The organism is Enterococcus lactis, assembly GCF_015751045.1.
Classification (GTDB): domain Bacteria; phylum Bacillota; class Bacilli; order Lactobacillales; family Enterococcaceae; genus Enterococcus_B; species Enterococcus_B lactis.
In genome coordinates this window covers 17,649-32,941 of sequence record NZ_BNJW01000017.1, presented here as the reverse complement: position 1 = coordinate 32,941, position 15,293 = coordinate 17,649, and the positions used below count along the sequence as shown (strand labels likewise).

13 protein-coding genes are annotated in these 15,293 nt (G+C 34.2%); 2 read left to right on the top strand and 11 right to left on the bottom strand.

The genetic code is table 11. The features are described 5' to 3' along the window. Positions 1–141 precede the first annotated feature (141 nt). Entirely contained in the window at positions 142–408 is a 267-nt protein-coding gene (locus KFO35_RS14195; protein ID WP_002315325.1) for a transposase, read from the top strand. A 306-nt stretch (positions 409–714) separates the two neighbouring features. Next, positions 715–831, top strand: coding sequence for a hypothetical protein (locus KFO35_RS14465; RefSeq protein WP_228841166.1), 117 nt, complete (start codon positions 715–717; stop codon positions 829–831). A gap of 66 nt (positions 832–897) precedes the next feature. On the opposite strand, the gene KFO35_RS09820 is transcribed toward KFO35_RS14465, so the two are convergent. The 11 genes from KFO35_RS09820 to KFO35_RS09770 all read right to left on the bottom strand — a co-directional run bounded on the left by KFO35_RS09820 (position 898) and on the right by KFO35_RS09770 (position 15,280). Then, positions 898–2,325: a lipopolysaccharide biosynthesis protein gene (locus KFO35_RS09820; RefSeq protein WP_002315326.1), complete on the bottom strand. Its 1,428-nt coding sequence runs from the start codon at positions 2,323–2,325 to the stop codon at positions 898–900. Continuing rightward, positions 2,322–3,464, bottom strand: coding sequence for a CDP-glycerol glycerophosphotransferase family protein (locus KFO35_RS09815; protein ID WP_002335549.1), 1,143 nt, complete (start codon positions 3,462–3,464; stop codon positions 2,322–2,324). The genes KFO35_RS09820 and KFO35_RS09815 overlap by 4 nt, the downstream gene beginning before the upstream one ends. A 3-nt stretch (positions 3,465–3,467) precedes the next feature. After that, the gene (locus KFO35_RS09810) at positions 3,468–4,463 is read right to left on the bottom strand and encodes a glycosyltransferase family 2 protein (RefSeq protein WP_002315328.1); all 996 of its coding nucleotides are present in this window, start codon (positions 4,461–4,463) and stop codon (positions 3,468–3,470) included. 113 nt (positions 4,464–4,576) lie between these two features. Further along, positions 4,577–5,566 carry a glycosyltransferase family 2 protein gene (locus KFO35_RS09805; RefSeq protein ID WP_002315329.1) on the bottom strand — a complete coding sequence of 330 codons (990 nt, stop codon included), beginning with the start codon at positions 5,564–5,566 and terminating at the stop codon, positions 4,577–4,579. Continuing rightward, positions 5,538–6,368, bottom strand: a complete 831-nt coding sequence (locus tag KFO35_RS09800) for a glycosyltransferase (protein WP_002315330.1) — start codon at positions 6,366–6,368, stop codon at positions 5,538–5,540. Before KFO35_RS09800 ends, KFO35_RS09805 begins: the two co-directional genes overlap by 29 nt. Positions 6,369–6,405: 37 nt before the next feature. Next, positions 6,406–7,797 (bottom strand): sugar transferase, encoded by a 1,392-nt coding sequence (locus tag KFO35_RS09795; protein ID WP_002315331.1) that lies wholly within the window; start codon positions 7,795–7,797, stop codon positions 6,406–6,408. Positions 7,798–7,999: 202 nt separating this feature from the next. Further along, positions 8,000–10,138, bottom strand: coding sequence for a glycosyltransferase family 2 protein (locus tag KFO35_RS09790; protein ID WP_002315332.1), 2,139 nt, complete (start codon positions 10,136–10,138; stop codon positions 8,000–8,002). A 38-nt stretch (positions 10,139–10,176) separates the two neighbouring features. Beyond that, complete coding sequence (locus tag KFO35_RS09785) at positions 10,177–11,763, bottom strand: class I SAM-dependent methyltransferase (RefSeq protein ID WP_002315333.1); 1,587 nt, start codon at positions 11,761–11,763, stop codon at positions 10,177–10,179. Beyond that, positions 11,753–12,973 carry an ABC transporter ATP-binding protein gene (locus KFO35_RS09780; protein ID WP_002289079.1) on the bottom strand — a complete coding sequence of 407 codons (1,221 nt, stop codon included), beginning with the start codon at positions 12,971–12,973 and terminating at the stop codon, positions 11,753–11,755. Before KFO35_RS09780 ends, KFO35_RS09785 begins: the two co-directional genes overlap by 11 nt. A gap of 11 nt (positions 12,974–12,984) precedes the next feature. Then, positions 12,985–13,791, bottom strand: a complete 807-nt coding sequence (locus tag KFO35_RS09775) for an ABC transporter permease (protein ID WP_002289081.1) — start codon at positions 13,789–13,791, stop codon at positions 12,985–12,987. 208 nt (positions 13,792–13,999) lie between these two features. Next, positions 14,000–15,280: an EpaQ family protein gene (locus tag KFO35_RS09770; protein WP_002315334.1), complete on the bottom strand. Its 1,281-nt coding sequence runs from the start codon at positions 15,278–15,280 to the stop codon at positions 14,000–14,002. Positions 15,281–15,293: the final 13 nt, after the last annotated feature.

The window sequence follows — 15,293 nt, the reverse complement described above, 5'->3', positions numbered from 1 at the left end:
GCTAGACTATTTACCTCATTGTTTACTATTCGACGAGTTTCGCTCTCTTTCAATTTTCCATGGGAAGTTCTCCTTTTCTTGTATGAATTGAGAGACAGGGAAGCTCTTTGACATTTTGTCCAGCCGGAGAAAAAAAAAGATTTGATTGCTTATTTCATGCGTTTTACAAGAAAAGCTCATATGGGGGTTCGATACATTGTCACAGATATGAATGCCCCTTATTTTTCATTAGTCAAAGAACCCTTCCCAAATGCACAAATCATCATTGATTGCTTTCACATTGGGCAACACTTGAACAAGTTTTTCGATCGTGTTCGAAAACGTGTGATGAAGCAGTTGAATCAAAAAGACACTTCACAAGCTAAGTGCTATCGACAATTGAAACCTTTGTATAAATTACTTCTATAATCAGATGACGAGTTGGATTATACAACATTCAAGAAATGGCAGAATTTTTAATGGCGCTATTTAACAGAAAGTGAAGTAGTTGATTGTCTACCCTCAATCTCTTATGAACTTAAAATGGCTTAGCAGTATTATCAAAAGCTGCTTAGCAATTATCACAAGAAACAGCTAGCTACTTCGAGAAATGACCAAAGAAGTTCCCTCGATACTTCACTATCTTAAAAAGCCTTTTTCATATCTGAAAAAGGCTTTTAACTAGCATTTTCGAAAAAGTATTTTAATACAAAATTAGAGAATCTTCGCACACATATCAAAACATTGAAACGATTTGCTTATGGATTTTGCAGTTTTACCAATATGCGCTTGTGGATTTTTCTAATCAACGGGTTAATAAGCTATGCATTAAAAGCTAGTAAATCTTACTAACTTTGTTGATCATAAATGACCTTATCAGCCCGATTTGACAAAGAACTACTTTTTTACAACATTATTTTATTTTCGAATAATCTTTCTTACTTCATTTCGTATATCTGGAAAAAGAAAATAAACAAACGGAAGATAAATAATGAAAATCATTATTGATTTAATTGCCATATCTAAAAATGAAGAAGAGAATAATTGTGGAAGAAAGTAATAGGCCGAAGTAGTCAAAGTAAGATTGACTATAAAAAATAAGATAACGTTCTTCCCAAAGAAATAGGATATTTTTATTTCTTTTCGTACAAAAAATACTCTAAAGAAAAAGACTAATAATTCTACTACCACGAGTACGATTGTAGCCGCTACAGCGCCATAAGTAGGCACAAAAGCTACATTTCCAATAATACTTACAATCGCACCAATGATCATTGGATAAGCATACTCCTTATCTTTTTCTATAGCAATTGCAAATTGGTTAGCAAAAACTCCACCAATTGGACTAACAACTATAATTAGACAAGAAATAAGCATGTTTATTGTCATCGGTTTGAAATTCTCCCCAAAAAACCATGGAACAAATTCTTTTGTATTGATAAACACCACACTAAAAAGAATTAATGCAATAATAATCGTGTAATCAAAAGATTTTTTTGTGTAAACTAAAATATTTTCTGATTTTCCCTCTGCCTGTGCTTTAGATATTTTAGGCAACATAACAATAGTAATTGATGTTAAGACTGCCAATATAATACGAGCAATTTTTTGAGACTGATCATAATAAGATAATGCTGTTGGATCCACAAAATACCCAACTATCGTTTTGTCTAAAGTTGTGTACACTTGCATAAACAACTGAGGAGTCAAAATAATAAAAGCTGGTTTCCACAACTGTTTAAAAACATTAGAGTTAAAGAGTGGTTTACCTACTTTTCCGTGGATACTCAACCAGAAAACTAAACTTCCTAAAAAGTTAGTAATTGAAGTAATGAACACATAAATCCACAAATCATCTTTAGTTGAAACAAAAAGGATTATTAACAATACCGATGATAATTTGATAACTGTATTTCTAATAACCACTTTCGAAAATTCTTCAATTCCTTGAAAAAACCAAGAAATATCTAATGTTAGCCCTGCAATAAATATCAATTGAATTAAGTATAAATTTTTATACTTTACATCAAAAAAATAAATATAGGCTATATAGAGAAAGGAAACACTCAAGCCTATTAAAAATTGAAGAAAGTAAATATTCCAGAATTGTAAAGATAGTGCTTTTTTATCTTTCCTTGATTTAGCGATATTTCGAATACGAAAAGGATTCATTCCCACAGCAATGACAGTCATTAAAAATTGTGATATTGAGAAAACATACCCATAAATCCCTAAACCAGTTGAACCTATTCTACGACTAAGTATAGGTATAGTAAGTAAGGGCAAAACAATCAAAAAGACTTGATATATCGCATTATAAAATATATCTTTTACTGTTTTTTTCACTTTATATCCCTCTCTAACAACTCAAGAACCTTTTCTGTACTTGCCCCTGTTTCATAATTTCCAATATAATCAAGTAACTCTTGAGAACTTTTCAAAAGCTTTTCTTGTTGGTTTTTAAAAACATCAACAAGGCCATAACTATCTTGTACGCTTATAATTGGTAACTCACTTAACTGTATATAAAAACCTCTTTCTAAGCTGTATTCTTTTTCATCATAGTTAAAAAGAATAATTGGTTTTTTTGTTAGCGCAAAATCGAAAAAAATAGATGAATAATCTGTGATTAAAACATCTATCTCTTCAAAAAGCATTTCAAGAGGAATCCCATCATTAATTAAAGTAATTTGATGTTTTTTCATATATTCTATACTTTTAGAATCAGTTGCTAATTTACTATGAACATTAGGATGAAATTTAGTCATTAAATTTAATTCTTGTTGTTGCTTTTTAAAAAATTCACGTAAGTTATCCACACCTAACCATTCTAGTTGCGTAATTCCGTTGTCCTCAATATTATTTCGAAAAGTTGGAGCAAATAAGACATTGATTTGTTTCTTTTTCAAGTCAAACACTTGCTCTTTACTAGAGGCTAATTCATCGTTTCTAGGAGTTCCTACTTCTAATATTTTAGAAGGAACGATATTGAATGCTGAAACATACTTCTCAGAACTATAGCGATTACCAGATAATAAATATGTAATTGACTCACTATCTTTTTTCGCATAGCTTAGGTAACGTTTAGGTAACTTATCTTTTGCATCAAATTCAATTTTTTTTAAAGGCGTACCGTGCCATGTTTGAAAATAAAATTGTTTTTTCCTTTTTGCATACTTAATCGTTTTCCGACTATCGTCTATCCAATACTTAGCTGTATACAAATAAAAGGCAGCTAAAAAAGAATCGGAATCAATTCTTTTAATATAATCTGGTAAATCAGTTATAATCGCTTCTTTTTTAATTAACCAAATAATTCTGTAATTCAATTTTTTTTCATGAATTTTCTCTGAAATAACTCTTGGATTTCCAGAATAATTACGCCCGCCAAAACTTGAAAATACAATTAAATTTTTTTGAATAGGTAATATTTTAATAAAAACCGGGAAAATATTCCTTGAAAAAAATTTTTTTATATTCTTCATCTCTTACCTCACAGATTCTATCTTAATCAAAAATTTACTTGCTATCTTACTACTTGACATATAGTAAGGCAAGTTTTTATTTATTAATAAAAACTTTACTAATTTTTTTAATTTTGGTGAAAAGTCGGGATCAATTTTCACTTCTTTTTCAAAGCGTTGTAAAATATTTATAGAACGTAAATAATCTTCTTTATTGGTATAGTTATTTTTAATCATTGTCATCATCATCCTTATTGCTTCATAGACATAGCGAGTTCTAACATTAATTGATAATTCCGGATAAAACTTATCTATGAATACTAGTATATCTTCATGGACTTCAAAAGAATCAAAAATTCTAGGATTGAAGCTTCCTCTCAGTATACTTTTAGGGCTTTGGTAATAGTGATATTTAGCAGATGAATTGACAGCAACTTTTTCGGAATGATCGATCAACAAATAAGTAGTAGCCTTATCTTCCATTAATTTACCCAGTGGGAATCTTATATTATCAAATAAATTTCTATTGAATAATTTATTATTTGCAGAATAGCCAATTTTATTATTTATAAATAAGTTTTTCATTGCTTGTTCTCTATCAAATATTTCCCATTTTCTCTCAGCAATTGTATGTTCTTTTAGTTGTTCTAAACTTGAAATCTTTTTTATTTTTAGCACCGAGATATCTGCTCCATAAGTTTGCGTACCAAAATATAGTAACTCAAGATAGTCTGGTTCTATCCAATCATCGCTGTCAATAAAGCACACAAAATCTCCTGTTGCAGAATCAAGACCAGAATTCCTAGCCGCACTTAAACCACCATTCACTTGATGTATCACTTTTAATCGCATATCTTTCTTTTTATATTCTTCTGCAATTTCCCCACTTCGATCCGGGGAACCATCATCGACTACTATTATTTCAATATTTGAATGTGTCTGATTGGAAATAGATTCTAAGCAGTTTTCTAAATAGTTTTCTACGTTATATGCGGGTACTATAACACTAATTTTATGCACTCTCTTCACTTCCTAAAAATCATCTTTTTTATTTTTACAAATGTATCATTACCAGTAACAATTTTAGTCTTCCGAAGTTAATAAACATAAAAAATAACATATCGAAAAAAACTTTATTTTTTTAGAACTTTTTTATATAAAATAAAATAAGTTTTAGGATTAATTAAGTATAAAAATAAAGCTAATTTTTTAGCAATTGATATCTCATTGTTACTTCTTATTTTTGAATATATACTTTTTATTTCTCTTTTAGACTGATTATAATATTTTTGTTTTTCTTTCTGATTTTGATTTTTGCCAGTAATTTTAAACCCTGTTGAAAGATATCCGTCTACTAACCGAGCATTGGCCAAATTAATAAGTCGAGGATAATCTTTCTTTACTTCATCAACTAATATTTTTCTTTGCAAAATATTATCATACTGTTTTGAATTAAAAGACTGATAAACGATGCTATCGTTATTTTGATAATAAAAAATACCTGAAAATGGCAAAATATCAATTTTACCAGCCGCCCTAAAAGCTTCATACATAGGAACCATATCCTCATATAATTTATTTTCTGGAAAAACTATATGATTGAATAATTCCCTTTTAAAAAATTTATTCCATACGTAAAAGTCCACTGCCTTACTTCTAAACATTTGCTCAATTGCTTCTTCACTTGAACAACCAATCTTCTTTTCGGGAACAAATAAATTTGCATTTTCTATATTTTTTCCTTTACTTAATCCAAAAGCAATGATATCGGGGTGATTCCTATGGTAGTCTTTCAAAACATTATTAAAACAATCAGGTAAAAAATAATCGTCACTATCTAAAAATCCTACCAAATTTCCAGTTGCTTCTTTTATCCCATAGTTCCTAGCAACTGATGGACCAGCGTTTTCCAAGTGATAACATGCTACTTTACTCTCTAGATTGGCAATTTCGTCACCAATGTCACTACTACCATCTGTAGATCCATCATCAATTAACAAGATTTCAATATTGGGATAACCTTGCGTTAAGACGCTGTCTACAGCTCTTATTAAAGTATTCTTTGCATTGTAAAAAGGTATGATTATAGAAAGTTTAGTTTGTTTTTCTAAGTTTTGATTCATATACTTTTCCCCTAATTTTATTCGGTAATAAACTAATTACAAGATGTCCGCAAATAACTATCAGAAAATCTTTTAGTGATCCTAGACCATCTTTCCATACGCGATATCGGCCTTTAATTCCTGGTAAAAGATATTTACTTCCTCCACGTCTAGCATACATGTCAGCACCTGCTCTAGCATGTACTAGAATCTCTTGGATATTATATCCTTTATATCCCGCCTTCAATAGTCTTACCCACAAATAATAATCTTCAAATCCAATTAATGGGCGATAGTTTCCCACTTCTAAAATAGCATTTTTATCAAACATGACTGTCATATGATTAAAAGGGTTTCTTCTTTTCGAAAACACACGGATTTCATCATTATACTCAGGTACAATCCTTCTTCCGATAACATTGCTAAGTGTGCCAGTAAATTCTTCAATATTACTCCCAACAATCGCTATTTCTGGATATTCTTGGAAGATCTCTAATTGTTTTTCCAATCTGTGTGGTTCCATGATGTCATCTGTATCCATTCTGGCCACTAAGCGATTTTTAGTATGTTCTAATCCAGTTGCTAAAGCAATCCCCAATCCTTGATTTTTTTCTAATTTTACAACTGTAAACAAGTGAGGAACTTTTTGCTGGAAATAAGTGACAACTGCCTGAAGCTTCTCATTTATAGGGCCATCATAAACCAATACGATTTCTGCCGGCATCACCGTTTGCTCAAAGATACTAGCTAATGCTTCCTTTAAATATTCCGGCTTTTCTTTATCATACAAAGAAAGCAGTATACTTATATTTTTATTTTCCAATGTTCTCTCCTACTTCTTTGCTCAAAATTTTTCCAATCTAACGATACGTTTTTTCTTTTGGAAATGCACTTTCTGCTAATGAACTGATATTTTCATCTTCATCTAGTCCTTGTGAGGACATCTTATCAAATAAGATTTTGATTGTTTGAAGTAAAATCTTCAAATCTAATAGTAAGGAATACTTTTTGATATACAACAAATCAAAACGTAGTTTACTATTATAATCTGATACATATTTTCCGTATACTTGTGCATATCCGGTAATCCCTGCACGTACATTGTGTCTTAAATAATAATAAGGATTTTCTTCATTGAACTGATCAACGAAAAATGGTCTTTCTGGACGTGGTCCGACAATCGACATATCGCCTTTCAATACATTAAAGATTTGAGGTAATTCGTCAAAACGTACGGCACGGATAAATTTGCCTACTGGTGTCACACGTGCATCATTGCTCTTTGCCAAGACTGGTCCTGATTTTGCTTCAGCTGTTGCACTCATGGAACGAAATTTATAGATTGAAAATTCCTTTTGATTTTTCGTAATACGTACTTGTTTATAAATAATTGGTCCAGGTGAAGTTGTTTTTACCAAAATCGCTGTGATTAGCATAAAAGGTGAAGCGAGGATCAATAAAATAAGCGAAACGATGATATCAAAGAGACGTTTGAATAATTCATATTCCGGCTGAATTTTGAAACCGGAAGCTTCAATGATACTTTCATCTTCGAAATTCATGATGTTCGGATTGATCATCGTTAAATTTTCAAAAGTTGTATTTAAAAACAGCTTCTTCTCTTTTTTAGTCACTAATTGATAAATATTGATTTTTTCATCTTCTGGGATTTTTGAAGCTAGGTAGACAATATCGATGTCATCAATCAATTTTTTTGTGTTTTCATAATAATTGTCGATCACTACTGCTTCAACCTTATGTTTGTTGTTTTTCTTAGATTGAAAGTTTTGGATCGCTGGTGCGACATCTTTCTCCAAACCTACGATAAGTACTTTCTTATCACGACTGACTCTTAAGTATAGTTTATAAACGACTATCCGATAAACGCTAAGTAATATCGTGCCAAGTATAAACGAGAGCACGATGACGCCACGCGGAAATGCAAACCAACGTCCAGCAAAAGTAACCACCATGATCCCCAATGCTATCAGCACCTGTCCAATAACAGTAATGAAGACGATATCACTGATCATTCGGTTATAGAATACATAAGCTCCTAACAAAATATTCAACGCAATAAAGATAATGGAAATAAAAACTGCTGAATGCTGAAAGGTCTCTAAGTTTCTTGCTGGGACTTCTCCTTGGAACTTCAGCAAAAAGCTAAGATAGATCGACACATTCAATACAAGTACATCCATGATGATAATGAATATCCTGCGTGCCGCATTCCACTCCCCATTTTTATTCATATATACACTCCTAACCATAAAATAATGCCTCTATCATCTTACCATAGCAAAGTTTAAAAACCTAGTGAATAACCAAATTGTAAAATAAATTAAAAGAAAAATTCTTGTCTTTTAATAAGAATTGTTGTAGATACCTATACAATATTGCATAAGTAAAAAACTATTTCACCATCTATTTAGATGACGAAACAGTTTTTTATTTTTAGTCAGGTCTCAACGAAAAATCGCCGATTCCTTCTTTAGTTAGATTATCGTTATAAAATGGGTCATGAGCAATATAAGAAGGCCACTTATCTTGCATTTTTTTGATTTCCCCAGCAAAACGTCTTTGTTTTTCTGGTGTATCTTCATAACCTCTTGATTTAGATTCGAAATGGTACAATTCTGCTTGATGTGCATAGACATTGTAACGACCCAGTTCATAAACTTTCAAGCACAAGTCAACATCGTTGAATGCTACTTCTAATGTTTCATCAAATCCATTGACAGCATTGAAGTCAGCTGCCTTGACCATCATACAAGCTGCAGTGACAGCTAAGTAATTGACATCAATGACCAATCGGCCGAAATAACCACAATGTGTTCGATCATAGTTATTCAATGCATGCCCTGCAACACCACCGATTCCTAATAATACTCCTGCATGCTGCGTTGTATCATCTGGATAAAACAGTTTTGCTCCTACACAGCCGATTCGATCAAACTGTGCATAAGAAACCATCGCCGTCATCCAATCTGGCTCAATCACTTCTGTATCGTTATTCAAGAATAAAAAGTATTTGCCGTTTGCTTTTTCTGCTGCTAAATTGTTGATTCGAGAATAATTGAATGGAATGTCAATCAATTCTACGATAAAGCGGTCTTTCAGCTGATGCTTGTATTCTGCAAATAATTCTTGCATTTTTGGATCTGTACTTCCATTATCCGCAATAATGATTTCATAATTTGAATAAGATGTTTTTTCGATGATCGAATCTACACAAGTTTTTAGATCTTCATAGCCATTCTTCGTTGGAATGATCACACTGACCAAATCCTCTTGCAAGACGTCATAAGTAATCTCATAAAATCCAGAAATTCTGCCAGGACGTACGCTTCCTTTGATGTTCCTTCTAGACAGGGCATCTGTCAATGCTTTCACTCCGGAATCATAGATATAACTTTTGGCTTCACCATTACTTGCCGTTGATCCTGGGATCGTCCGCCAATGATACAAGACTCGGTCAATGTGGTAAATATGATCTGCAGGGATTTGTTCTGTCACACGAAGGACCAAATCATAATCTTGAGAACCTTCATAGCCTTTACGGAAACCGCCAAGTTCTTTAACAATGCTTGTTCGATATACGCCTAAGTGAGAGATATAATTATTTCCCATCAATGTATCAGGAGACCAGTCTGCTTTGAAGTGCGGATCAAAGCGATTGCCGTCTGCATCGATTTTATCTTCGTCACTGTAGATCAAATCCAGTTCTGGATGTACGTTTAGCACTTTTGCCACTTCATATAATGCAAATGGCGGTAATTCATCATCATTATCTAAGAGTGCTATAAACTCTCCTTCTGCCATTTCCAATGCAGAATTAGTTGCCAGACTGATGTGTCCATTTTCTTGTCGGAAAACGACTTTGATTCTATCATCTTTTGCTTGATAGGATTCCAGACACTTTCGGATAGCTGGATCAGTAGAAGCATCATCACTGATACATAGTTCCCAATGATCATACGTTTGATCCAGTACCGAATCAATGCATTTTTCGAGCCATTTGATTTCAACGTTATAGACAGGCATAAGTATGGAAATCAATGGGCGGTAGGCAAATCCTTGTACTTCTTTCCTTTGCTCTTTCAGATCAGGTTTCTCATGACGACTGATCCATTCTGCATAGTCGATCGATCCTGGCTTCAATTCCAATTTGACTCGGCGGATTGCTTTTTTTACGCCATGAGTCCTTGCATAATTTATCCCTTTTTTCAGTAATCTTTTTTTTCTTTCCCATGAAGATTCAATGCCGTCATCATAAGGGTATTTACCGTTTAATTTCACAGCTATGCCATTTTGATGTCTCGCTGTTTGGAAGTCTAAGATTGCTTTTCCTCTCATTTTCCCCGATAAACGTACCTTAAAACCGCTTTGGGTCTTAACATCAAGATTATATAAATGATTGATATCCAATCTTACGACATGTGTCGCTTCAGCAATCACATTTTCTTTTTCTACCTTTATCGTAGGGATTTCTTTGATCACTTCATCAATTGCCCAGCCCACAATAAGCAAATCGCCAGTGGCCCGTTCACGAGTGATTTGATCGATAAATACGGCAATTTCTTTTTTTTGCACGATTCGTTTACTCCTTATCTTTATAAGTTAATCATTATTTACATTTCAATGATCCATGATTGGCCATTTTGAGCTACTGCTTCCACTAAGAATGAACGTTCTTGCTCGCAAAGGATTCGTAACTCAAATCCCGCTTCTGTTCCTTTTGCGAGCTGTTCTGCTTGATTGACTTCTTCTCGTGAAACAGGAATTGCTTCGAAAAATGGCGATTGGTCAGCTGATAACTTATAGGACAATGGCTGGCGATCCGAATTAGCGATCCCCCATCCGATGATTTTTAATATTTTTGTTTCTGCATCCCAGATTTTCTCGTCAATACATATAGAAAGCTCTTTTTCTTGGATTTTTTTCGATGTTTCTTTCTTACGTTGTCCTAGTCTATGTTTGATTGTCCATTCATCACTTTCCAACAATGTGCAATAGCGATTTGTGGTTGTTTTTAACGTATGGACTAGTCTTGTATTTTCCTCAAGAAGATGATGATTTTCTCTTTCTAATTCATCATTTTTCTCAGAAAGCTGCTTTGTGACTTCAGCCATGGGACGAATCGTTTCCAACAATTCTTTCATTGTTGGTGTCAATTCCCCGATAAAGCGATAGTGACAATGGATAGTCACTTCTTTCCCAGAAATATCCGTTAGAACGAACTCTGGTAATTCTTTCCCATCAAACAAATAACAATCATTTACTGTTTTGACTACGGCATTCGAATCGATAAATGTGAGTTTTTCTCCAGCAGCTTCTGCGCTGAATTCGATAAAGCTAGGTTGTTGCGCGAAGCGAAACACCATTCTTTCCGTTGTTTCTGATACGGGGAAACTTAGTGTCTCATTTTCCCCTGTGAAATTATTGAATGGTATTTGTTGGATTGTTTCATCTTGTTTCGTTTGCTGGGTTACTTCTAACACTTTTACATAATTAGAATTTTGTGGCTGTGCAATGGAACTTTGTGCTACTGGATGTTTCATCAATGAGAAAAAGTATTGGTAGACTTCACCAAATGGTCGCATTTTGAAATCATAGCGTACAGCTTCCGGCAATTCTTCATAAGTTGATTTTAATTCTGTATCACCTACAGCTAAGTACAAATAATCTTCAATATTAATGAATAATCCCGCTTTTTCAAAAACTTTTTGGAAGCCATCATGAGTATAAAAAGAATTATGGGTTTCATCTAGGAGACCATAAGAAGCCCACGGCAATTGGTTATTGAACAAATCGATCATGACAGAATTATGCGCCAAGTTAGGGAATGTAATCAGGATCTCTCCTTCTTCATTCAAAAATTCTCTGACTTTCTTCAATGTTTTTCCAGGATCTACCAAATGTTCTAAAACATCGGCAAACAAGACGTAATCAAATGTCTGTCCAGCATAATAGTTTGCCCACTCAAAACTTTCGATATCACCATAAAATCCATCTTGAGCAAATTCGCTGACAAAATCGAACAATTCCTTATCTAACTCAACAATGCTCACTTCACATTGTTTTGCACCGATTAAATGTTTCGTTAATCGGCCGTTTCCGGGACCAAACTCTAAAACTTTACTTCCTGGTTTGATCTGTGCGGCAATTTTTCCCACACTGCTTTGTTCATCTAGGTCCATTTCAAAATCATATTTCATTGCTATGAGTCCCTTCTTCCCATTTATGGTCTAAGACCACGATGCCTTCTCCGATATAAGAACCGCTGACAAACAAATTCATGTACTTTGTCTTATATACCAAAGGAACCGTTGCATTTTCTTCAAAGACCGCAACGTCAAAATAATATTCACCAGCTAACAAACCTAACTTTTCATACTCCAGATAAAAGATATTCTCTCCTTTTTTCCAAGGAATCTTGATACCATCTAGTAGAGTATTGAGTCCGCACACATAAAAATTGTCGACTGTTCGTAGCGCAATTCCTAAAACCGGATTTTTGATTGTATCATCTTTTACTTCATAAGTTACTTTAACGTATAGTTTTTCTCCTTGTTCCAGCATATCCACCGGATTTTTGTCTTTATCCAACAATTCCGCTTTCGTCACGTCGACGATATCTGGAGCGGCGAACCGTTCTACTTGGTTTTTATTCCGATCCACTGTTTTAACTGATTTTTTCTTTAAAAAGTTTTCATAATTCGTCGTTACTTCCATCGTATCGCCATATTCGACGACTTCTCCGTTTTTCAACCAATAGGAACGATCACAAAAACGGCGAATCGAACTGATATCATGAGAAACGAATAAAATCGTCTTTCCCGAGTTCTTGATTTCTGTAAATTTTTCCATACATTTTAGTTGAAATTCAAGGTCTCCTACTGCCAATGCTTCATCTACAATCAAAATATCAGGATTCACATTGATTGCTACAGCAAAAGCTAGACGAACGAACATCCCACTTGAATAAGTTTTTACAGGTTGATAAATATGGTCGCCGATGTCAGCAAATTCAATGATATCATCGACCATTTCATCGACTTCTTCTCTTGAAAAGCCTAGTACCATCCCATTTAAATAGATATTTTCATAGCCAGAATACTCAGGATTAAATCCTGAACCTAGTTCTAGCAAAGCAGAGATTTTCCCTTCGATTTCCATCGTACCGGATGTTGGTGTCAGTACCCCTGTAATGATTTTCAACATCGTAGATTTTCCGGATCCGTTTTCTCCAACGAAACCGATCATCTCACCTTTTTTTATTTCTACATTCACGTTTTTCAACGCATAAAACACATCATGATAGGATTTCTTAAAAGGATTAAGAGCTTCACGAAATCGATCCGACGGTTTTGCGTACATATTATAAGATTTTGTGATATCTTTTAGTCTAATTGCATATTCTGTCATAGCTATTCTCCTTACAGCACATCTGAAAAATGTGGTTTCAATCTACGGAACACTGCAGAGCCGATTACGAACATTACTAATGTGAACACCCAGAAATACAAAGTATATGTTCCATGCTCCCAGAACCAAGCTTCACTTAAAAACGACTCACGATAGCCTTGAACAACATAGTACAGCGGATTTAATTTCAATATGCTTACAAGACCTGAGTCAAACTGGTTCGGGCTCCATAATATCGGCAACGTCCACATGATCAACTGCAAGACGATCGTAATCAATTGCATGATGTCTGGTAAAAATGGTTGGATGGATGCTGTCAGCCAAGTCAATCCTGTCAAGAAAGCACACATGCAAAATAGATAGTAAATCAGCTGTAAAGACATGGCTGAAGGATATATACCATTTATAAGCGCAACAGCTATGCCAATCAGAATGAAAAATAAATGGGTGTACAAATTGGATAGGATTTTCGTCGTGGGCAAGATACGAATATTGAATACGACTTTCTTTACTAAATAAGTATATTCCCGAAAAACAACCGTAGTTGATGCAAAGGCATCAGAGAAGAAGAACCAAGGAATCATCCCGGTAACTAAATATACGATAAATGGGTATTTTGCATCGATCATTTGTGCTTTCAATCCAACGCCAAATACCAGCCAATAAATCAATACAGTAAATAACGGATTGATAAACGCCCATAAGATCCCTAAAAACGATCCTGCATATCTTGATTTGAAGTCATTGATCGAAAACTGTAGCAGTAATTTTCTGTTCTGATAAATGTCCTTCATAAATAAATACAAATCTTTAAACATTTGTGTTCCTCCAAGCGATTTCAGTGAATTACAGTCAAGTGCCATTTTACCATATTTTTGGTACCTAGCTGCGTTCTTATTTATTTCTTAATTTTCTATGATACAAGATTTTCTCTAACGTTTCTATTTTACAGAAGATGCTAGACAATTGCAATAAACCAAAAAAGGCTGCGACGGTTGTCACAGCCTCTCTCGTATTTTGCGCCTATCAATGATAGCGTTGGATCCTAGAAGAATGAGCGCTATCTGGTTGTTCCTCATAACTTGGATCTCCAGCATTCATGTCGTCATATGGCTCTTCTATGTCATAGTATTCTTCCATAACTTTCGTTTCGTCATAGCGATGAACGGACATAGCCAATAGGATATAAATAATCGGAACCCATGGGTATGAAGTCAATGTATCTTCCATAAATGACTGCATCATCACCGCAAAAAAGGCCCAGATAAAAGTCATCTGCCCGTTGGATAAATCTGCTTTCAACGTTAAGCGACCAATAAAAAGGATAAGCAGCAAAGCAGCAATTCCAAACCCTATTAACCCATAGATATTCAAAATAGAATTATAACTATTGTGGTTTCCTAAAAATTGGTTTCCTCGTTGGAAGATGAATGTTTTCATCCCTAGTAAAACTTGCTCAGATTTTTCTCCTAGCGTCTGATAGAATTTATGCCAAATATCTTCTCGACCGGTAAACAAATTGACTTTTTCGGAAACAGCGGCTAGATAAGAAATCGGTAAAGCCAAAAGAATCGTAGCCGTATAGGCAATAAACGGTGCACGAATGACACGCATCAATGATTTAGGTAAAAGATCCAATATCGCAAAAACAATCAATGCAACTAATGCGCCTCTTGATTGGCAGACCCAAATACCTAAAAAGGCTGCAACGACTGCTATCCCACCGATGATACGAACATACCACCGTTCAAAAGAACTGGCAAATCCGCTGATCAATAAAGCAAGAGTCATCAAAGAACTTCCGATTGTATTCGTATTGATCCAAATATCAGAAAGCGAATTTCCTGGAGCCCAGATGCTTTGTCCTTCTGGTACTTGGATCTCTGTAAATACACGATATAACGTGATTCCGAGGAAGACCGTAAAGACAAGCAGATAAATCCCGCGATCCCATTTTGTCCACTCAATCCATTTAATTACTAAACAAAATAAAATAATCAAAGGAAACAGTAAATCTCCAAATAAAGACTCATTTCTTATTTCCCGAAAGTAAGAAAAGAAAATGAAAAGTGCAAGCGCAACACCTAGATAAAGAAAATCGACGCCTTTTGCTTTATAAACATTTAAAATGAGCAAAATAGCCACACTAAAAGTGATAAGTAGCGAACTGTTGTTATATATAAACAAAGTGGCTGGGAAGCTTAATCCTGCTGTCCAAACAGAAAAGACCAGCGTCAGCAGCAAAAGCAAGAAACCAGCACTCATTTTGTTGACAAATTTTTGTACGATTGCTTGAATTATCTCCACTCTCCTTTCTAAT

What these genes read in the sequence shown, in the direction of transcription:
- KFO35_RS09815 (WP_002335549.1), bottom strand. Translation starts at nt 3,464, where the DNA reads ATGAAGAATATAAAAAAATTTTTTTCAAGGAATATTTTCCCGGTTTTT.
- KFO35_RS09805 (WP_002315329.1), bottom strand. Translation starts at nt 5,566, where the DNA reads ATGAATCAAAACTTAGAAAAACAAACTAAACTTTCTATAATCATACCT.
- KFO35_RS09795 (WP_002315331.1), bottom strand. Translation starts at nt 7,797, where the DNA reads ATGAATAAAAATGGGGAGTGGAATGCGGCACGCAGGATATTCATTATC.
- KFO35_RS09785 (WP_002315333.1), bottom strand. Translation starts at nt 11,763, where the DNA reads ATGAAATATGATTTTGAAATGGACCTAGATGAACAAAGCAGTGTGGGA.
- KFO35_RS09780 (WP_002289079.1), bottom strand. Translation starts at nt 12,973, where the DNA reads ATGACAGAATATGCAATTAGACTAAAAGATATCACAAAATCTTATAAT.
- KFO35_RS09775 (WP_002289081.1), bottom strand. Translation starts at nt 13,791, where the DNA reads ATGTTTAAAGATTTGTATTTATTTATGAAGGACATTTATCAGAACAGA.